This window comes from Acinetobacter sp. YK3 (genome assembly GCF_001729365.1).
Lineage (GTDB): Bacteria > Pseudomonadota > Gammaproteobacteria > Pseudomonadales > Moraxellaceae > Acinetobacter > Acinetobacter vivianii.
This window is the reverse complement of record NZ_LZPJ01000092.1, coordinates 1-18,464: the sequence shown is the minus strand read 5'-3', so window position 1 is coordinate 18,464 and position 18,464 is coordinate 1. Positions and strand designations below refer to the sequence as shown.

General features: G+C 41.0%; 21 protein-coding genes. 9 read left to right on the top strand and 12 right to left on the bottom strand.

What is annotated here, in order from left to right:
* Positions 1-85: 85 nt before the first annotated feature.
* Positions 86-1,318 (bottom strand): phosphoglycerate dehydrogenase, encoded by a 1,233-nt coding sequence (serA, locus tag A9Z07_RS10470; protein ID WP_004775983.1) that lies wholly within the window; start codon positions 1,316-1,318, stop codon positions 86-88.
* A 347-nt stretch (positions 1,319-1,665) separates the two neighbouring features.
* Here serA and A9Z07_RS10465 point away from each other — a divergent pair, with 347 nt between their 5' ends.
* Together A9Z07_RS10465 and A9Z07_RS10460 are read left to right on the top strand one after the other, a co-directional pair.
* Entirely contained in the window at positions 1,666-3,075 is a 1,410-nt protein-coding gene (locus A9Z07_RS10465) for an FAD-binding oxidoreductase (RefSeq protein ID WP_004775981.1), read from the top strand.
* 75 nt (positions 3,076-3,150) lie between these two features.
* Positions 3,151-3,468, top strand: a complete 318-nt coding sequence (locus tag A9Z07_RS10460; protein ID WP_069578459.1) for a hypothetical protein — start codon at positions 3,151-3,153, stop codon at positions 3,466-3,468.
* A gap of 13 nt (positions 3,469-3,481) precedes the next feature.
* Here the strand turns inward: A9Z07_RS10460 and A9Z07_RS10455 are convergent, their stop codons facing one another.
* The gene (locus tag A9Z07_RS10455) at positions 3,482-4,270 is read right to left on the bottom strand and encodes a xanthine permease (RefSeq protein WP_069578458.1); all 789 of its coding nucleotides are present in this window, start codon (positions 4,268-4,270) and stop codon (positions 3,482-3,484) included.
* Between the two features lie 136 nt (positions 4,271-4,406).
* On the opposite strand from A9Z07_RS10455, the gene A9Z07_RS10450 reads away from it, so the two are divergent.
* Entirely contained in the window at positions 4,407-5,171 is a 765-nt protein-coding gene (locus A9Z07_RS10450; RefSeq protein ID WP_069578456.1) for a DNA polymerase beta superfamily protein, read from the top strand.
* 296 nt (positions 5,172-5,467) lie between these two features.
* On the opposite strand, the gene A9Z07_RS10445 is transcribed toward A9Z07_RS10450, so the two are convergent.
* The 3 genes from A9Z07_RS10445 to A9Z07_RS10435 all read right to left on the bottom strand — a co-directional run bounded on the left by A9Z07_RS10445 (position 5,468) and on the right by A9Z07_RS10435 (position 7,371).
* Positions 5,468-5,782 carry a putative quinol monooxygenase gene (locus A9Z07_RS10445; protein ID WP_069578454.1) on the bottom strand — a complete coding sequence of 105 codons (315 nt, stop codon included), beginning with the start codon at positions 5,780-5,782 and terminating at the stop codon, positions 5,468-5,470.
* A 13-nt stretch (positions 5,783-5,795) separates the two neighbouring features.
* Positions 5,796-6,383 carry an NAD(P)H-dependent oxidoreductase gene (locus tag A9Z07_RS10440; RefSeq protein WP_069578452.1) on the bottom strand — a complete coding sequence of 196 codons (588 nt, stop codon included), beginning with the start codon at positions 6,381-6,383 and terminating at the stop codon, positions 5,796-5,798.
* A 112-nt stretch (positions 6,384-6,495) separates the two neighbouring features.
* The gene (locus A9Z07_RS10435; protein ID WP_069578450.1) at positions 6,496-7,371 is read right to left on the bottom strand and encodes a DUF4349 domain-containing protein; all 876 of its coding nucleotides are present in this window, start codon (positions 7,369-7,371) and stop codon (positions 6,496-6,498) included.
* Between the two features lie 179 nt (positions 7,372-7,550).
* Here A9Z07_RS10435 and A9Z07_RS10430 point away from each other — a divergent pair, with 179 nt between their 5' ends.
* On the top strand, positions 7,551-7,922 hold the full coding sequence (locus A9Z07_RS10430) for a hypothetical protein (protein WP_069578448.1): 372 nt from the start codon (positions 7,551-7,553) through the stop codon (positions 7,920-7,922).
* A gap of 358 nt (positions 7,923-8,280) precedes the next feature.
* A complete protein-coding gene (locus A9Z07_RS10425) occupies positions 8,281-9,516 on the top strand; it encodes an MFS transporter (protein ID WP_413772630.1) in 1,236 nt (411 codons plus the stop codon).
* 94 nt (positions 9,517-9,610) lie between these two features.
* On the opposite strand, the gene sodC is transcribed toward A9Z07_RS10425, so the two are convergent.
* Complete coding sequence (sodC, locus tag A9Z07_RS10420) at positions 9,611-10,192, bottom strand: superoxide dismutase family protein (RefSeq protein WP_069578446.1); 582 nt, start codon at positions 10,190-10,192, stop codon at positions 9,611-9,613.
* A 108-nt stretch (positions 10,193-10,300) separates the two neighbouring features.
* Positions 10,301-11,395 (bottom strand): AI-2E family transporter, encoded by a 1,095-nt coding sequence (locus A9Z07_RS10415; protein WP_047430408.1) that lies wholly within the window; start codon positions 11,393-11,395, stop codon positions 10,301-10,303.
* 336 nt (positions 11,396-11,731) lie between these two features.
* On the opposite strand from A9Z07_RS10415, the gene A9Z07_RS10410 reads away from it, so the two are divergent.
* A complete protein-coding gene (locus tag A9Z07_RS10410; protein WP_069578444.1) occupies positions 11,732-12,082 on the top strand; it encodes a hypothetical protein in 351 nt (116 codons plus the stop codon).
* Between the two features lie 81 nt (positions 12,083-12,163).
* On the opposite strand, the gene A9Z07_RS10405 is transcribed toward A9Z07_RS10410, so the two are convergent.
* Complete coding sequence (locus A9Z07_RS10405) at positions 12,164-12,808, bottom strand: ParA family protein (protein WP_004775966.1); 645 nt, start codon at positions 12,806-12,808, stop codon at positions 12,164-12,166.
* A gap of 130 nt (positions 12,809-12,938) precedes the next feature.
* Here A9Z07_RS10405 and A9Z07_RS10400 point away from each other — a divergent pair, with 130 nt between their 5' ends.
* Complete coding sequence (locus tag A9Z07_RS10400) at positions 12,939-13,406, top strand: Holliday junction resolvase-like protein (RefSeq protein ID WP_069578442.1); 468 nt, start codon at positions 12,939-12,941, stop codon at positions 13,404-13,406.
* Here the strand turns inward: A9Z07_RS10400 and A9Z07_RS10395 are convergent.
* The gene (locus A9Z07_RS10395) at positions 13,403-14,038 is read right to left on the bottom strand and encodes a class I SAM-dependent methyltransferase (protein ID WP_069578440.1); all 636 of its coding nucleotides are present in this window, start codon (positions 14,036-14,038) and stop codon (positions 13,403-13,405) included. The genes A9Z07_RS10400 and A9Z07_RS10395 overlap by 4 nt on opposite strands.
* Positions 14,039-14,204: 166 nt before the next feature.
* On the opposite strand from A9Z07_RS10395, the gene A9Z07_RS10390 reads away from it, so the two are divergent.
* Positions 14,205-14,768, top strand: coding sequence for a hypothetical protein (locus A9Z07_RS10390; protein ID WP_004775961.1), 564 nt, complete (start codon positions 14,205-14,207; stop codon positions 14,766-14,768).
* 60 nt (positions 14,769-14,828) lie between these two features.
* On the opposite strand, the gene A9Z07_RS10385 is transcribed toward A9Z07_RS10390, so the two are convergent.
* Both A9Z07_RS10385 and A9Z07_RS10380 read right to left on the bottom strand, forming a co-directional pair.
* Positions 14,829-15,389 (bottom strand): hypothetical protein, encoded by a 561-nt coding sequence (locus A9Z07_RS10385; RefSeq protein WP_069578434.1) that lies wholly within the window; start codon positions 15,387-15,389, stop codon positions 14,829-14,831.
* Positions 15,390-15,408: 19 nt separating this feature from the next.
* Entirely contained in the window at positions 15,409-16,188 is a 780-nt protein-coding gene (locus A9Z07_RS10380; RefSeq protein ID WP_069578432.1) for a class I SAM-dependent methyltransferase, read from the bottom strand.
* Between the two features lie 121 nt (positions 16,189-16,309).
* Here A9Z07_RS10380 and A9Z07_RS10375 point away from each other — a divergent pair, with 121 nt between their 5' ends.
* A complete protein-coding gene (locus tag A9Z07_RS10375; protein ID WP_069578541.1) occupies positions 16,310-17,584 on the top strand; it encodes a hypothetical protein in 1,275 nt (424 codons plus the stop codon).
* Positions 17,585-17,647: 63 nt separating this feature from the next.
* On the opposite strand, the gene A9Z07_RS10370 is transcribed toward A9Z07_RS10375, so the two are convergent.
* Positions 17,648-18,262 (bottom strand): hypothetical protein, encoded by a 615-nt coding sequence (locus A9Z07_RS10370; protein WP_069578430.1) that lies wholly within the window; start codon positions 18,260-18,262, stop codon positions 17,648-17,650.
* Positions 18,263-18,464: the final 202 nt, after the last annotated feature.

Sequence of the window (18,464 nt, the reverse complement as noted above, 5' to 3'; positions counted from 1 at the left end):
TATAATATTCACATAATAATTCAAATGCCCATAAAAAAGCCACAGCATCAACTGTGGCTTTTTCTGGATTGTTCTAAGACAGAGATTAGAACAATACGCGAACGCGGATCGTACCTTCAACGTGGTTCAATGTATCAAGCGCTTCTTGAGACGCAGATGCATCAACATCCATGACGAGGTAACCGATATCACCTTTGGTCATTAAAGACTGACCAGAGATGTTGATCCCTTGTTCAGCAAATAATGTATTGATCTTCGATAACACACCCGGAACGTTTTTATGGATGTGAAGTAAACGGTGCTGACCATCAGAAAGTGGCAATGCGATTTCTGGGAAGTTCACCGCAGAAAGCGTCATACCTTTATCTGAATAAGCAACGAATTTTTCAGCAACTTCTAAACCGATGTTTGCTTGCGCTTCCATCGTTGAACCACCCACGTGCGGGGTTAAGATAACATTGTCTAAGCCACGGAGTGGAGACAGGAATTCTTCGCCATTTGCTTTTGGTTCTTTCGGGAATACGTCAACCGCTGCACCAGCGATGTGGCCTGATTTGATTGCATCAGCCAAGTCTTCGATCACAACACATGTACCACGTGCTGCATTCAAGAAGATTGAGCCTTTTTTCATTTTCGCGAACTGTTCTTTCTTGAAGAAGTTACGCGTAGATGGAACATCTGGAACGTGTAAAGTCACCACATCCGCAGTTTCTAAAAGTTCATCTAAAGAGCCAACTTGACGTGCATTACCTAATGGTAATTTAGTCACAGCATCAAAGTAGATGACTTTCATACCTAAGCTTTCTGCCAATACAGAAAGTTGTGAACCGATCGAGCCGTAACCGACGATACCCAAAGTCTTACCACGAGTTTCAAACGAACCCACCGCAGCTTTATTCCAACCGCCCGCATGTGTATCTTTCGATTTTTCAGGTACACGACGAAGCAACAGAATCGTTTCAGCAAGAACCAATTCTGCAACCGAACGTGTATTTGAATACGGTGCATTGAAAACTGGGATACCACGAGACATTGCCGCTTTTAAATCGACTTGGTTTGTACCAATACAGAAACAGCCAACCGCGATCAGTTTGTTCGCAGCTGCAAAGATTTCTTCAGTCAATTGAGTACGGGAACGAATACCAATGAAGTGAGCGTCTTTAACCGCTTCTTTCAAAGCTTCGCCTTCAAGCGCAGTTTTGTGGTAATCGATGTTGGTATAACCCGCTGCATTTAAGGTATCGATGGCATTTTGATGCACACCTTCTAACAGAAGGAAACGGATTTTGTCTTTAGGTAGTGATAGATGTTGGCTCATTACGGCTCCGCTACAAAGGCCAAAATTTAGTTGCAGTACTATAGCATACAGCTTTGAGATATAAATATTTCGTTTAAAATTACCGCATCAGAATTGATGATAATTTTTCAGTTAAGAGTGAATTTTATTGGTTAAACACATTTTGTTATCACAGTATCTTTAACCTACGCTTTATCCCATGCCTGCTTCTATGTAAAATGCAGGTATCTGATAGTCAAACCTGAAACCATCAGGTTTGCGCTGTTCTGCCGAGTTTCTATATGTTGGATACGACAATTTAAAATATTGAAAAATATTATATTGTTATCCAGACGCTCTATCTTTACTTCTTGCTAGGCCTGTAAACGATGAATGCTTCAGTCGCTTTAACACCTGAGTTATTGACCCAATTAACGGCAATTGTGGGTGAAAACCGTATTAAAACCGATGCCGACAGTTTGGAAAATTGGGGACGTGATCACACTAAACATTTTGATCCGAACCCATCAGTCATCGTTTTCCCTTCAAGCACTGAACAAGTGCAGGCCATTGTTAAACTTGCCAACCAGTTTAATGTTGCAATTACCCCATCAGGCGGTCGTACCGGCCTTTCTGCGGGCGCGGTCGCAACCAATGGCGAGATTGTAATTAGCTTTGACAAGATGAACCAGATTCTTGAATTCTACCCAGCGGATCGCATGGTCCGTGTTCAAGCAGGTGTGGTGACTGAGCAATTACAGAATTATGCCGAAGAACAAGGCATGTATTATCCAGTGGATTTTGCATCAGCAGGCTCAAGCCAGATTGGCGGTAATATCGGGACCAATGCGGGCGGTATTAAAGTCATTAAATACGGCATGACCCGTAACTGGGTACTTGGCTTGACAGTCGTTACAGGTAAAGGTGATGTCCTGCGTTTAAACAAAGGCATGATTAAGAATGCGACGGGTTATTCGCTTCAGCATTTATTTATCGGCGGCGAAGGCACATTAGGCCTAGTCACTGAAGCGGAAATCAAGCTTGAGCGTCAGCCACAGAACTTACAGGTACTGGTTCTCGGTGTGCCTGATTTTGATGCCGTGATGCCTGTATTACATGCTTTTCAGAAAGATATCGACTTAACAGCATTTGAGTTCTTTGGTGAACTTGCGATGCAAAAGGTACTCGACCGCGGTCATGTACAACGTCCATTTGAAACACAATGCCCATTCTATGTATTGCTTGAGTTTGAAGCGCCGTATGAGCCGATTGTCGACAAGGCAATGGAAATCTTTGAGCATTGTATGGAGCAAGGTTGGGTGCTTGATGGCGTTATGAGCCAGAGCCTTGATCAGGTCGAAAGCTTATGGCGTTTACGCGAAGATATTTCTGAATCAATCGCGCCGTTTATTCCATATAAAAATGATATTTCAGTATTAATTACCCACGTACCTGCATTTATTCGTGAGATTGATACAATTGTTCAAGATAACTATCCTGACTTTGAAATCTGCTGGTTTGGTCATATCGGTGATGGTAACTTGCACTTAAATATTTTAAAACCTGAAAACTTGACCAAAGATGAGTTCTTTGCGAAGTGTCAGGTAGTGAATAAATATGTATTTGATACCGTGAAAAAATATGATGGTTCAATCTCTGCCGAGCACGGTGTGGGCATGACCAAGAAGCCATATTTAGAGTATTCACGTTCGCCTGAAGAAATTGAATATATGAAAGCATTGAAGTTGGCGTTCGACCCGAAAGGGATTATGAACCCAGGTAAATTATTTGATCTTTAATGCTTGATTAGATAAAAGAAGTTCTGCTAAAAGCGTATCGAAAGATGCGCTTTTTTGTTATGTAGGAAAGAATAAATGATAGAAAAACAAACTATTTGTCAGGGGTATATTTGCTTACATCGTAAAGACATTGCTGCTGACTATGTTAATTTTCATAACAAGAATAATGATTTGTATATAAGTATGATTTTGTTTATGAAAATAGAAGATTCAAACCATATGATGCGCCTATATTTGAAAGATGAAGAAAAGAAAATCTTGGATGAGTTTTTGGTCTGTGAAATTGTATTTGGACAATTTTTAGATCAAATTATGTTGATGAAAAATTATCCGATATTGGATTTTCAAGGTAAAAGTGTAGGAATCGCTTATCTAACGGAAATCGGAGAATAACGGAGGAATCACATTACCTTCCATACGCTTTCCAACCTGTCAAAATATGATAAATCAGCGGTAAAAGGCAGAGTGCAAAGAAGCCACAGATTGCAACAGCCCAGACAGGTAGATTCTGTGGATCTCCTAAAAAGAAATAAGCAAAAACGGAATGAGACAGCATCCCGAACATCGCCATGGTGCCAAGAGGGAGGGTGATTCTAAAAATTAATACGTTGGCAAAGTCTTTATAAGGTTCCATGTTTCGATGCAAAGCATAGGCAATAATCATGACTAAGATATAGCCCATGATAAATAGCATAAACAGAGTAGCGGCAAACAATAACCCTGTACGCCAACTCTTTTCTTGTGCAGAACGATCCCCCGTTTCATAAACCACGTGAATATGATCTCCGACGACAGGCACATCACCTGAACGGACTGAGTTATCCAAGACCAATGTTGTGTTCTGATCATCTTTGAATTGAACTTGAGCGGTGTGCATGAGCGTTTGGGTTTTATATTTACGCCCGTTGGAATCCGTACGTTCGGTATCAACCCATTCAGAGTGATAGCTCACGATGGTTGCATCATAGCTAGGCTTAGTCACTAAGCCATATATCGCTTGCGAGACCCAATAGCTAAAAGGGAAAAATAAAGAACTGATGCTAAACACCACAACAAATAAATAAGCAAATTCAAACTTACTGCTGTCACGATTCTTGGCTAAACGCTTTAGCCAAAACTTTGTCAGTACAAAAGACCAGATACATAAGGTCGCAACCACCACCAAGAAAACCTGTCCCGCATAAGTCAGTTGCATGCATGATCCTATTTGTTATATTGAATAGAGCTTGATTTTATCAGTTGGTGATCTTTTTAAAATCAAATGAATGAGTGCAGTCAAAAAGAGTATTGTCTCTCACAAGTATAAATTTTTAAATAATGAAGTTATAGCAATGAACATCCATCAAGAAATCGAAAAACTGTTTCAACAACGTCAAGACATTCCATTATTTTATATTGAAAGTGGTAGCCGCTTATGGGGCATGGACAGTCCTGACAGTGACTATGATGTTCGCGGCTTTCATTTACCGAGTAAAGACCAATATTTTGATTATAAAAAATATCGTGATCTGATTGAGATCATGGACGGAGACTTTGACTTTGTTTCTTATAACTTGGATAAAATGTTTGGGTTATTGGCAAAAAGTAACCCCACTGTTTTGGAGTGGGTCAGAGCACATATTGTGTATTTTAATGCCTTTCCTGAATGGCAGGGTTTTCGTGATGGATTACTAGAGCGAATCGACTATAGCGCGTTATATCACCACTATTTATCACTGGCAAAAGGTGGGATGAAAGTGATGCAAACCGCAGATAACTTTACCTATAAGAAAGTCTTTTATTCGATTCGTGGTTTGATGTCGGCTGAGTTGGCAACCCAAGAACAGATGCCTGAATTATTGATCACCGACCTGTTTGCGCAAGTGAATGCGAATGATCCATTACGGCATTGGGCAGAGGATTATCTGGAAATTAAAAAGCAGCAGAAAGAAAAGGTACAACTGCCTGAAGCAGAACAAGCCACGATTCTTAATTTATTGGAACATAAGATCGAGCAGTTGGCGGAAAAGTCGATACAGAAGGCCGATCGTCGTGCCAGTTTGGAAGTGTATTTAACTGAGTATAGCCGTCATTTAAAACAGCATTACTATCAGTAATACAATGCGTTTATTCATGAGCTAAGTTCAATTTAAATATCCATCTATCTATTAGAAAAATAAGATGATCGGAGTCTGGTCAAATACTCATCTAATTCCAGAACCAGCCTGCGGCTCGCCCTACTTTTCTTTCGGGAAAAGTAGGCAAAACCATTGTCATCCACAAAACCTGTCCGCTTCTTGGATCTATTAAACTAATTCGCAGAAACAATATCTTATAAAAATCATGCAGGTTGTGGATGACGTTGCCGAGTATCATAAAATTTATGAAGGTTCGATTAATAGTGAACCTTTTTCTAAATCCCGCTGTTTAGAATACGAATTTTCACATCCGCAACATGGTCTTTGGTTGCTTCAAAATGCTGCTGCATATGCGCAGTTTGCATGTGAGCTTCCAAATGAGCGGTACTTTGCCATTTCTCTAACATGACAATGGTATTCTCATCAGTGGCCTGCATCTCAATCGCGGGTAGGTGATCAATCAAAGCTTCATAGCCATGACAGCCGTCTTCTGCTAGTACAGTTGGCGTCACTTTTTTAAATGCATCTAAAACCGCTTGACGATGCTCAGCACCTACATGGGTACGGATTTCAGCAATAATAATTAGCATGACATGTTCTCACTTAATGGGCTGCAAACAATTGATCTAAATGCGCTTTGTAGGCTTCAAGATAGCTTGGTACATTGGGCGCCTTGATGACATCATTGACAATAAAGGTTGGAAGCGATTCCATGCCCAAGAATTGGTTTGCTTTGTGGAACGGTAAATAAACGCCATCCACACCAACGCCATGGAAGAACTGGTCTGGATCGGTAAAGGCTTCCATCGGTGCATTCCATGTTAAAGACAACATGTACTTTTTACCCTGAATTAAACCACCAGAACCATATTTTTTAGATGCATCTGAACGGCTACGACCATCGCTGGCATACAGTGAACCATGACCAATAGTAAAAATATCATCAATATACTTTTTCATGGTCCATGGCGCACCCATCCACCAGCCTGGCATTTGATAGATCACCACATCTGCCCATAAATATTTAGCAATCTCGGCTTGAATGTCATAGTCACTGTCGGTGCGTGTCACCTGTACGTTATGACCTAAGCTTTGTAAATGTGCTTCGGAAAACTCGGTTAAGGTGTCATTCAATTCGCCATTTGAATGTTCAAATTGTTTGGCACCATTAATAATTAAAATATTGCTCATGGGAGGACTCAGGAATAAATCTCTAAAAATATGGACGCATTTTAGGAAATCTATTCATGAGTAAAAATGCATAAATGAGCAAAATACTATTGATCAAAAATCAAGAATGGAGTTATTCAGTTTTTGATTTTCTCGCTTTATACCAACGACGGATCGCCCATAAGATTGCAATCGCAAGATAAAGCGGCCAGAGCATGACTAACCAGATGATGGTTTCTCTTAAGCCATAGAGTCCGACTTTTATAGCTTCCCAAATTCGGCTGAGTAAAGGATCGCTGTCTAAAGTTGCAATGCGATTGATATTGAGATCACGGCTCTTGCGTACTTGCGCTTGCTGGAAAAACTCAATTCGAATGGTGCTATAAGCCAAACGGTCTTTGACTTCCAGATTCGTCAGTTGCTGTAGTTGATTGTTCACAGCATTCGAAGCACTGTTACTCTGATTGGCTGTATTGAGTTTTTCTTCAAGCAATTTTAATTCATAACGTTTGGCTTCATAGGTCTGGCTATTAAAGTTCAACATGAGTGGCAATAACTGATTCAGGAATGGCGTGACCTGTTCATTGGGAATGCGGACTGTGAGTTGTACAGTCGGGGTGATTTTTTCGTAGATGTCGACACTACCATCAATACGGTCTCGTTCCGAACGATCACTGACTTGATAATTAATCTGTTTTTCTTCGATATAGCCCTTATATTGCGATAACTGTTGCTCAAGCGCAGATGTGGTTTTTAATACATCTTTGACTTCAAATTGGAGTTGGGCACTTTTCACCAGTTGACGATTTTGCTCCAACGCATTTTGTTGCTGACTTACCAGTTGTTCGGGATTTTTCGCGGCATTTTCCTGAATCGCGTCGCTATCGAGTGCAACACTCTCAGTCGCAATAGCAGCCTCATTTGCAGCGTTATCTGGATGTTTTGAACAGGCAACCAAGCTGCTGCCCAGTATTAAAATAACAGTTAATTTTTTAGTTAAATCTGACATCTCTGTATGCCTAAATTGTTGTGATATTAAGGTTATAAAATCAGTATCTTCGATTTATTTGTTTATTTATAAAGGGATTGCTGAATCCAACAAATCCTTGCACGCCATAACATTTTGTTGCTTGGCAATGCTGTTTTGTATAGTAGCATAAATGAGCAATGTGAAGTGGAGGGGGTAAAATGTATAAAATGGCAATGCTGTTGGGATGTGCTTTATTGCTGAGCGCATGTAATCAACCGATCACCGAATCGCAACAACAGGCGGCGGTTCAAAAAAGTACGGCCATGCATGCTGTTTTGCTGGATCAGCCGAATTTATTTCACGATGAAAATAATCTAAAAATAGATCAGCAATTTAATATGGCAGAAAATCCTACCGATGCACAGATCACGGTTGAACAGGCACAATTAGATGATTCTGTCGTGGCTGTGCGTACGGAATATCAATTAAAACGTGATCAGGACGTCTGGAAAATTGTGAATAAGAAGCAAAGTTATCAATGTGCCAGAGGTGAAAATACGGAAACCTTCCAGTTTGAGTTATGTCCATAATTATCGGGACTCTATTGTCCAGTCTAAAATCTATTCAAAAATGTGGATAACTTTTAGGTTATTCACATTGTCAAAATCCCTGTGGAAGATGGATTAAAATTGCTGTCATTTTAAAAAAGTGCTAAAGTTGCGCCTGGCGATTTAGCCAAAAGGTAAAAACATTTACCAGTCTCACGTAAATAGATTGTTTTTCTTATATACACCTAGTGAATACGGTGTTTTCACATTTATCACATGCTTTTTTATAGCATGAAATCAAAATTTAAATCTAAACCATAAAATCTCGTGGTCGTGATCCTGTTTTCTTTTTTTGAAAATGGGACGGGCGCTAGTTGGTTATTTTTGTGAATAAAACATGATGACAAATAATCAGAACATGACGTTAAACCGTATAACGCTCATGTTTCCTTTAGCTTTAGTGCTATTTGAATTTTCGGTTTATATCGGTAATGACCTGATTCAGCCCGCCATGTTGGCGATTACAGAACAGTTTGCTGTGAGTGCAACTTGGGCGCCATCGTCAATGTCATTCTATCTGTTGGGTGGTGCCAGTGTGGCATGGTTACTTGGCCCACTTTCGGATCGGCTTGGACGTAAAAAAGTATTACTGGCAGGCGTGGCTTTCTTTACGATCTGCTGTTTACTAATTTTGCTGACGCATAATATTGAGCAATTTTTAACATTACGTTTCCTGCAAGGTATTGGTTTATCTGTGATTTCAGCAGTGGGTTATGCTGCGATTCAGGAAACCTTTGAAGAGCGTGATGCGATCAAGGTGATGGCATTGATGGCAAATATTTCTTTGCTTGCACCTTTGCTCGGACCTGTACTGGGTGCTTTCCTGATTGATTATGTATCGTGGCATTGGGGCTTTGTCGCCATTGCGGCGGTGTCTTTCATGAGCTGGTTTGGTTTAAAGAAATTTATGCCAGCTACACAGGAAAGTCGAAAACAACCGAAACAGCCATTTAGCTATATTTTTGATGACTTTAAAAAAGTGTTTAGCAATCGCCGTTTCCTTGGATTAAGCATTGCTTTACCTTTGGTTGGTATGCCGTTAATGCTCTGGATTGCTTTGTCACCAATCATTCTGGTGGATGAGTTGAAGCTGAGCAGTGTGCAATATGGCTTGGCCCAATTCCCAGTGTTCTTTGGCTTGATCATTGGTAATGTCATCCTAATCAAGATTATTGACCGTTTTCCTTTAGGTAAAACCATTTTAATGGGCTTGCCGATTATGTTACTGGGAACGCTGTTCTTGGTGCTGGGTGTGATCTGGCAAGCTTATCTGGTGCCATGTTTATTGATTGGCATGACATTGGTGAGTTTAGGTGAGGGGATCAGTTTCTCTGTGATGTATCGCTTTGCCTTAATGTCATCTGAAGTGTCAAAAGGTACAGTTGCAGCGGCAGTTTCGATGCTGATGATGGTCAGTTATTTTGTGATTATTGAACTGGTACGGGTGCTGTATACCCATGTGCATATCTGGGCTTTTGCACTGGCGAGTGTGGTGCTGATCGCTTTCTGGTTTGCACAACCTCGGAAAGTATTAAAACAGGTCATGCTGGAACGTAAAGCAGAAGGCATGAACTAATAAAAAAGCTGAGATCAATGTCTCAGCTTTTTTTATACTGCTCAAAACAACAGCAAAACTGTGGATATCTTTTTAGATACCCACAGTTGGTAAATTATTTAATCACACCACAGGCAATACGGTCGCCACCACCGCCTAAAGGTTTCGGTGAGTCAGAATAATTATCGCCGCCGACATGAACCATGATTGCTCGACCTTGGATATCAGCCAGTTTTAAACGTGGTGCGATTACAGGCGTGGTTGCAAAACCTTTCTCATCCACGACCAGCACAGGCAAGTCACCTAAATGACCATTTTCTGGCGTACCGTGATGTGGCGCATTATTTGGATTTAAATGACTTCCAGCTGCGAGTGCTGCACCCATTTTGCCATCTTTCATTGCCGCTTCACACGAGCCATTTTCATGGATATGGAAACCATGTTCACCTGGAGAAAGCTTGCCGAGAGCAGGGGTGATTAACAGGCCTTTTGGGGTTTCCTGAAAAGCCACTGTACCAATTGAAGAGCCAACACCTTTGGCATCGACCTGATAGACTTGTACCAGTTGTTTTTGATCTTGCGTGGTGGATTGGGTCTGGATTTTAGATGCATTGTGATCTAAATCAGCAGAGGAACAGGCAGCAATACTTAGGCCTAGACAGCTCAGTAAAGAGAGTTTTTGAATCGTAGAAGTCATTGCGAAGATATCCTTATAAATTATCTTTATTTGACGATTCAAACAAAGTCAGGGATATCCCGCAAGTAACATTAATCAATTAATGACAAAAAATTAAACAAAACAAACCTATTTGTTCTCAGGTGGCGCATCCAATGCGGCAACTGGTTCTTCGACATTTTCATGCAACCATTCACGCCAGATTGCCAGCAAAATCGCCAGAATCACAGGGCCAATGAATAAACCGACTAAACCAAAGCTGGCAATCCCACCCAGTACACCGAACATAATCAGGATAAATGGAATCTGGGTGGCACCTGAAATGACCAAGGGACGAATCACATTATCCGAACTGCTGACAATCAACACGCCCCACAGAACTACTCCAATTGCTTCCATGGTCTGACCTTGTGCAAATAGCCACAGACCGACACCCAGATAGGAAACGGGTGTGCCAAAAGGAATCAGGGCAAGGATAAAAGTCACCATGGTGAGTAGCATTGGGTTTGGTACACCCGCTACAAAGTAACTCAGACCTGCCAACAGGGCTTGCGCCACTGCTGTTAAACCGACGCCATAGACTACCGCACGGGTTGTTTCTGAAATAGTATCCAGATAATGATGCACGCGTGGCCCAATCACCATTTCCAAGGCACGGCTAACCTGAGACAGGATCATTTGTCCATCACGGTAGAAGAAGAACAGGGTCATGATTGCAAAAGTGAGTTTAACCAGATTTCGGCTAATTTCACTGAGAACAAAACGCCCATAACTTAAGTGGCTTTGAATCCATTCCGCAATATTTTTGGTAATGCTATTGGGATCATTACTCAGTTCATTAATGGTGCGGCTGATGTCTTTACCAATAATCGGCAGGTTCTTGATAAAGTCAGGAATCTGGATATGGCCTGAGAACAGTTGACGCTGTAAATTAAAATATAAATTGCGCCCTTCCAACTGCAACATAAAGATGGCAAAGATGAACGGAATCCCGATCACTAAAATCACCAGTGTGATCATCAGTGTGGCATTTAAAGTTGGACGGTTTTCACCAAAGAAACGACGCTGTACCCATAAATATACAGGCCAGGTCATATAAGCAATAATGGCAGCCCAAAGCACAGGGACAATAAAGTATTTGAGAATACTGAATCCCAAAAAGAGCAGGACAAAGAACAGTCCAAATAGCAAAACGCGTTGTAATATGGGAGCGTATTGTTGCACAAGCGTCCGTCTCTAATCGTAAAAGTTGAATAAAATCATATTAACTGAAAAATGGGCACAGTAAAATTTCATTCGGTAATTTCACGTTTAAATCTTTTGGGGCAATAAAAGCATAAAATTTAAAATGTCATCCCTATACTTTTTTCGCTATTGAATAAGCTGAAAAGAACCAGACATATTTAGAAAAATTATTACGTCACAGATGCATAAAATACATGAATTCACCTTAGCAACATTTGCTATCGAGTTTAATACAGGAGTCGGCAAAGAGTTACAAAGCATATTGTTAGATTAAATCCATCACTTATCCATAAATGAATTTTAAGGAGTAGTACGATGGCTTATTCAAATAATCAGAATCAATCACCTGAAAAAGCAGATCCGCATAATCAAGCAAAAGTGAATCCTAATGAGGCTTCCCAGCCCAATGACAACGTCGCGAAGCTATTGAGTAACGATAAAGTCAGTTATCAAGAGGTTGAAGGGCTGACAGATACGGATCAATTACAAAAGACCTTAGATCAGAGCGCTGCTTCTCAAAACCCTGAGGGCAGTCACGGTAATGAAAATATTCGTAAAGCGGTTGAAAACCTAGATCGCGATGAAATGAAGCATAACTTGAAAGATGAAAGTGCTGAAAAAGATGAGCCTAGCCCTAATCCAGCCCCTTTCATCACACCCAAATAAAGATCAATTCACTCTGAATAAATTGAAGATCGAGAACCAAGTTTTTACTTGTTCCATCCAGTCAGGATGGAACAAGTCGTTTTAGAACCATTCGCTTGGATCATCGACTAACTGGTTTAACACGGGTTGCCACTGGCTTTGGATACTGACAAAGTTTTTCTGGGTTTTATCAAAAATACTGAGACCTTGCATGGCTAAGCTGCCATAGGCAGTACGTTCTGAAATCCATGCCACAGGTTCCTGTTCAATCTTGTTAAAAAAGTCCTGAATGTCTTTAGAGCTGGAACTGTTCGGTTTAACCCGATTGGCAATCAGCAGGATTTGTACCTTACCTTTACGAATACGCTTAATGTCTTGTAAATGCTTGAGGAAACGACGGGTACTATCAATGTCAAAGAACGAAGGTTGCAGCGGTGTCACGATTGCATGTGCTTCACTGACCAGTTGTTCTGCATGCTCACCTGACAGGGCGCCAGGTGCATCAATAATTAAATAATCCAGATTTTTCGGTGCCTCACCAATTGATTTTTCATGTCGCCAATCCAGACTTTGAATGCCTGTCACGGTATCTGGACGCTGCTTTAACCATTGCAAAGATGATTTCTGATTGTCGGCATCGGCCAACGCGACCTTATAGCCTTTTTGTGATAATGCAGCAGCGAGCGTGATCGCTGTCATGGTCTTACCACAGCCACCTTTTTGATTTGCGATTAATATTGTCTTCATGAAATTAGATTTATTTAACTAGGCTCTCGTATTCAACTATACCTTAGCATCTTTTTGCGTCGAGTGTGTTACACATGACAAAAGTTTAATGTTGCAGTTAAATAGCTGCATTCAGGAAAAGGAATGTGTTATGTCGGTTTGGCTTGCAATGTTGATTGGTGGATGTATAGGGGTTGTGATCACCACCATTATTCTGTCGAGTACCCGCAATGGTCGTGTGCAGGCAGAGTATGAAAAATATATTGCCGAGCTGGAGCTAGAACATAAACAGGCTTTGCTGGATGCGCAGAAGCGAAGTGTCAATACCAGTCGTGCGGTCTTAAAAGGAAAAATGGCGGAACAATTTGCGCCGATCTTGCCCGAGTTCCAGTATTTGCCGAGTGATGCCAAATTCCTTGGTGATCCAGTCGATTATGTGGTGTTTGATGGTTATACCGATTTCCGAGATGGCGACGGAGCTGCCGAAGATATCGAAGTGATTCTGCTGGATATTAAAAGTGGTGGTGCACGCTTAAGCAAGGGGCAGCAGGCCATTGCTCAAGCGGTACGAGAAGGGCGGATTCGTTTTGAAACCCTTAGAATCGATTTTGAAGACTAAAGCGGGATCTCTAATTTCTGTACCCGCGCCAATAACATCTTTTGTGCAATTGCAGGGATTCCTTCGGCATCAAAATATTGTTTTTCTATAAATTTAAATTTGGCTTGTAATAGATGTCGTTCAATATCGCGATTGAGGTGGCAACCATCTGCAATACGTTTCTGGATAGGGGTGAGTAAAGTCTGCAAGGACTGTATTTTCGCAGAGTCTGGATGTTTGACATGCTCAACCAGATGGAAGGTTCCGGTCGGTTTAAGCACACGATAGATTTCTGCAAGTGCCTGATCGAGCTGCGCAATGCTACACAAAGTCCAAGTTGAGACCACATGATCCAGAGATGCATCCGCAAAGGGGAGTTTCTCTGCGCTAGATTGCACATGTTTGATAAAGAACGGCGCATGTTGAACCCGTTCAACCGCAAGCAGATAAATATCTGGATTGGGCTCCAAGGCATAGAGCGTATCGATATTGCCATAGAAAGGAATATTCAGACCTGTACCAAAACCAATTTCGAGTATGTCCCCTTCAATCGGTAACAATAATTCACGACGTCGATCCATCAGACTCGCAGTTTGCATGACCTGATTAAGTAAATGAGGAAATATATGACGCTGGTAAAATTGGTAAATCATGGAAATCCATTCGTTGATTCAAAATAAAAGTATTGCGACTGCACCACAAAAATATGACTAAAGTGAGTTTGATTGTTACTAAAAAAAGCACTTTTTTTCACCATCTAAGCATACTATGAAGAGAAGGGCTTTTCTAAGTTTTTCGTTATTTGAGGATGATTGAGCCATGAAAAAACGTCTGTTGATGAGTTTATGCATGGTTGTTGCAATTGGGCAGACACATGCATCGACCAGTGGGGAAGAATACAATATTGCCAATGGTTTAGCGCCCGTTGTGAAATATCAATCGATTTCGGTACTGAAGCCTTTTGATGGGAACTTCCGTATTCTCGGTTCAAAAGTCTATCATGACGATGAGCAAGCCAAATTTTCTCCGATTGATTATGCGGTCAGTTTAGGACTTTTTGCTGACCCTCAAATTGCGCGGACGATTGATGTTCAACAGTATGACCGTTACCTGAACTGGAAAATGAAAACATTACCTGTTCCACCCGATCAGGCCATCAAAATGGTATCGAATATGCACATTATTCCTGCCAATCCAGAAATTGCCAAACAGATTAAACAAGTGAAGCGTGGTGATCTGGTGCAGTTAAAAGGCGAACTGGTCGAAATTCGTGATAAAGATCTGGTGTGGAAATCATCGCTTACCCCAGGTGGTGTGGGCGATGGTGCGTGTGAACTGTTCCGTGTCAGTTCAATTCAGTGGATTGAGAAACAGAATATTTAACTTGATGCTGTATTTAAATAAAAAAGAGGGCGCGAAATCCCTCTTTTTTATTCATGTAAATTATTCTTCCTGTGCTTTGGTTTCAGCGGTCTGTGTGCTTCTCCAGTGATGTAACTGGCTTTGTGCATGTAGATATTCATTGAGCTGATTAACTTGCTGCTTGCTATCCGCTGTTGAAGTATTGGCCTTTTCTAAAACTTTAGCCTGCTGTTCCCAATAATCATAAAGCAAGCCTTGAATGTAACGGCCTTGCTCGGTTTTTAGTTCCAGATCTTTCAACATAGACAGGGCAGATTTGACATTGTCCTTTTGGCGTTGTTGTTCAAATTCTGGTGTTAAGGTATTGGCTTCTTTCATCTTCGCCAACTCCATTTCCATGCTATCGCTCATGTCGGTAAAACGACGGTCATAGTCATCCAGTATTGCAATATCGTGACCATCATCTGCGGTTGCAGGGAACTGTTTGATCGGCGTCTGGTTTAATTGACCAATCGCATCATTGGCTGAATTGCTTTGCTGCTCTTGTTGAGCAGTCGGTTGTTTATCTTTATTACATGCGCTCAAGAGCAGGGCTGAACTGAGCATACATGTCAGGGCAAATGTGGTTTTAATACTAGGCATGGATCAACTCGATAAATATTTAGTTTGCAGCTTTCTGAAAATGATAAGCAAAAGTGGTATAGGGGAAATCAATCTGATCTTGCGCAGTTAAGCCTGTAAAATCAAATACAATTTGTTCGAACTTTGCTTTTAACTGTTGTTGTTCTGCGACAGGCATGGCGGCAATAAAGCTGGTCGACAACAGACGCTTACTTACCACTTGCTCAACCGTGCCATGATGTTTTTGCTGGAAAGTCTGCAATTCAACAAAGTTAAACAGTTGCTGATGCTCAAACACCTGTTTCCATAACTCACTGTGATAACGTGGTGTATCACCTTCTAAAGGTACAATTTCATCTGCCAGTGCTTGAACCCAATCAACCGTTGTGTCGCGTTGATTCCAGATCAGCCCTAAATGTCCCGATGGGGCCAGTACCCGATGCATTTCGGTTAATGTTTCAATATTCGCAAACCAGTGGAATGACTGGGCACACAAAATGGCATTAATTGAAGCATCTGCCAGTGGCAATTGATGGCTGGAAGCCTGAATACATTTCACCTGTGGATGGTTGTGCTGAAGCTGTTGTAACATTTCAGCGACAGGCTCAACTGCAATCACTTTTGCCTTGCTCTGTAACAGGTAGGGTAAGAATTTGCCAGTCCCCGAACCAAGGTCGATAACAGTGGAATTTTCACCTATTTGGAGGCGATCTTGCAGCCAAATGGCAATATCTTGCGGGTAACTGGGACGAACTTGTTGGTACAGTTCAGCACCTAAACTAAAGCCTTTTTGAGCGGCTGGGTGTAAGGATTGTGTCATCTTTTGCGCTTTTTAATCTGTCTTATCTCTATAAAATAAGATACTCCGCAATTATGGTTTGGCAAAGCCACCATTTGGTGACTTTTTGCTACAGACCTTGGATCAATTTTTCAGTGTGAGCATGGATAAGCAAATCGTATTTGAAGACGAACATATTCGCGTTATTTTTCTAAAAGGTTCAAGTAACACTTTAGTGGTTTCGTTCGGCGATTTAATTAGTCGCGCCAAAGGAATGTCCATTAATGCTGAAAAATCATTAATAAAATATCAATACAACGTCCTTGGCATTATGCCAAAACAAAAATCATGGTTTCCTAAAAGCAGCATGCTTCAGATGCAGCAACAGATTCTGCCAATTTTGCAGCAATTCAAAGAAATTGTGGGCTATGGCGGGTCAATGGGTGGCTATGCTGCGATTAAATATTCCAACCTGTTGAATATGCAAAAAGTGGTGGCTTTTGTCCCACAATATTCAATTGATCCAGATGTCGTTCAAGATCGCCGTTATGCAGAGTTTTTTGATGCAAGTATTCATCAAGACATGCAGATTCAAGCGGATGAAGTGGATGCATCACGTGAATACATTATTGTTTACGATCCTTACTTTGCTGAAGATAAAGAGCATTTCTTAAAGATTCAGCCTTTATTACCGAATATGCATGTCATTCATTTGCCATTTACTGGTCATGAGGCACTTTCGGTTCTGGCAAGTTCGCAATTGCTCAATGATTTTGTCGAAAAACCTTTTGAAATTACTTATTTCTACAAGCGTGTTCGGGAAGTCAAAAAGCAAAGTAAATTCTATTATCGTCATGTGCTGGATGCCTTGTTGGCAAGACATCATCATGCCTTATTAAAGATTTTAGAAAATAATGAGTTTGAACTGGATGAACGCTATTTTGATGCGATTATGAAGCAAAAGCTGGTTCAGCAATTATTTAATCTTAAGCAGGGCACAGAACAGAACCTGCATAAGCTCGGGATTCAGCCGCATTTCGTGCAACAGGCAGGTAGTTCAAAGCCAACCGTCATGACGGCTCAGGAGACCTGTCTGGTCTTTAATCTGGTGAGCTTGAAACTAGAGAGTTATCGTCTAGATACGCTTGCAGCCAATCTGAACTATCTTGTTCCGTTAAACGTCACAGCCAATGCATTGGTGGAACTTGAACTGAATAATGAAAATTATTTATTGACCATGAATGACCGTGGTATTCACAAGCTGGTAAAAGTCGGCGAAGCCTTGGCTTTAGACCAGTCACCACTGGTGTTTAAACGCTATGCAGAGTTTTGTAGCATCAGCTATAAGCAACTGACATTAAGCTGTGATGAACAGGGATTCAGTCATTTTGTTGAAAATAATGTGGATGAGCAGACCAAGCTACAGTTATGTAACTAGATCTTTTCCATAAAAAAAGCCCTTTGCATTGCAAAGGGCTTTTTTTAGAACGGACTTAAAGAATTAGTTTGCACCAATTTTTGCGTTGGTATTTACATTGGCATTCACGCCTAGAACTTTCACACCGACATTTGCACCTGTTTGAAGGCCTTTCTTATCTGCATTCAAGCCAGTTTGCGCATTCACACCAGAAGTTTTACCATTCACTTGCGCTTGTGCATTGGTTTGCGCACCTAAATTTAACGATTTAGGTTGGTTAGATGCTTTTTTGTCTTCAATACGTTTTTTGACATTTGCAGTGGTATCGGCTGCAAACTCTTTACCATCAACGGCTTTGTCTACGGCATAATCTTTTGTATTTTTAACTGCTTCACCAGTTTTGTTCACGACATGTGAACCAATATGGGTCGCTGTTCCAACAGTTTTTTGAGTTGCTGTTACGCCCGTATTTACAGCGGCATGTCCTACATTATGTGCAGTATGACCTACGCCTTGTGCCACGTGACCTACACCTTGAGCAGTATTTTTTACTGCGCCAGTCACACCCTTAAGCAAGCCACCAGATTGAACATTGACTTGAGCTGAGCCATTCGCGTTCACCTCAGCGCTCTGTGCAAAAATAGAAGCAGAAGCGAGGATACTTGTTGTCACGATAGCTGTTTTGATCATTTTTTTCATTGCGATTTCCTTAGCGATGTACCGTAAAGTGGTACTTCATTAACGCCATTGCATCATAGCGAGCTAAAAAGTAGAAATGTGTGATTTTCATCAAAAATTACAACCAGATTACAGCTCAAACACACTTTAGATAGAAATTGTGAAGATTGATTACGGGAATAAAAACATGAAAAATATAATTTTTATATGAATTTAAACAACC

Bases quoted from the DNA above. Each gene is read 5' to 3' on its own strand.
- serA (WP_004775983.1), bottom strand. From the start codon at position 1,318: ATGAGCCAACATCTATCACTACCTAAAGACAAAATCCGTTTCCTTCTG.
- A9Z07_RS10465 (WP_004775981.1), top strand. From the start codon at position 1,666: ATGAATGCTTCAGTCGCTTTAACACCTGAGTTATTGACCCAATTAACG.
- A9Z07_RS10460 (WP_069578459.1), top strand. From the start codon at position 3,151: ATGATAGAAAAACAAACTATTTGTCAGGGGTATATTTGCTTACATCGT.
- A9Z07_RS10455 (WP_069578458.1), bottom strand. From the start codon at position 4,270: ATGCAACTGACTTATGCGGGACAGGTTTTCTTGGTGGTGGTTGCGACC.
- A9Z07_RS10450 (WP_069578456.1), top strand. From the start codon at position 4,407: ATGAACATCCATCAAGAAATCGAAAAACTGTTTCAACAACGTCAAGAC.
- A9Z07_RS10445 (WP_069578454.1), bottom strand. From the start codon at position 5,782: ATGCTAATTATTATTGCTGAAATCCGTACCCATGTAGGTGCTGAGCAT.
- A9Z07_RS10440 (WP_069578452.1), bottom strand. From the start codon at position 6,383: ATGAGCAATATTTTAATTATTAATGGTGCCAAACAATTTGAACATTCA.
- A9Z07_RS10435 (WP_069578450.1), bottom strand. From the start codon at position 7,371: ATGTCAGATTTAACTAAAAAATTAACTGTTATTTTAATACTGGGCAGC.
- A9Z07_RS10430 (WP_069578448.1), top strand. From the start codon at position 7,551: ATGTATAAAATGGCAATGCTGTTGGGATGTGCTTTATTGCTGAGCGCA.
- A9Z07_RS10425 (WP_413772630.1), top strand. From the start codon at position 8,281: ATGACAAATAATCAGAACATGACGTTAAACCGTATAACGCTCATGTTT.
- sodC (WP_069578446.1), bottom strand. From the start codon at position 10,192: ATGACTTCTACGATTCAAAAACTCTCTTTACTGAGCTGTCTAGGCCTA.
- A9Z07_RS10410 (WP_069578444.1), top strand. From the start codon at position 11,732: ATGGCTTATTCAAATAATCAGAATCAATCACCTGAAAAAGCAGATCCG.
- A9Z07_RS10405 (WP_004775966.1), bottom strand. From the start codon at position 12,808: ATGAAGACAATATTAATCGCAAATCAAAAAGGTGGCTGTGGTAAGACC.
- A9Z07_RS10400 (WP_069578442.1), top strand. From the start codon at position 12,939: ATGTCGGTTTGGCTTGCAATGTTGATTGGTGGATGTATAGGGGTTGTG.
- A9Z07_RS10395 (WP_069578440.1), bottom strand. From the start codon at position 14,038: ATGATTTACCAATTTTACCAGCGTCATATATTTCCTCATTTACTTAAT.
- A9Z07_RS10390 (WP_004775961.1), top strand. From the start codon at position 14,205: ATGAAAAAACGTCTGTTGATGAGTTTATGCATGGTTGTTGCAATTGGG.
- A9Z07_RS10385 (WP_069578434.1), bottom strand. From the start codon at position 15,389: ATGCCTAGTATTAAAACCACATTTGCCCTGACATGTATGCTCAGTTCA.
- A9Z07_RS10380 (WP_069578432.1), bottom strand. From the start codon at position 16,188: ATGACACAATCCTTACACCCAGCCGCTCAAAAAGGCTTTAGTTTAGGT.
- A9Z07_RS10375 (WP_069578541.1), top strand. From the start codon at position 16,310: ATGGATAAGCAAATCGTATTTGAAGACGAACATATTCGCGTTATTTTT.
- A9Z07_RS10370 (WP_069578430.1), bottom strand. From the start codon at position 18,262: ATGAAAAAAATGATCAAAACAGCTATCGTGACAACAAGTATCCTCGCT.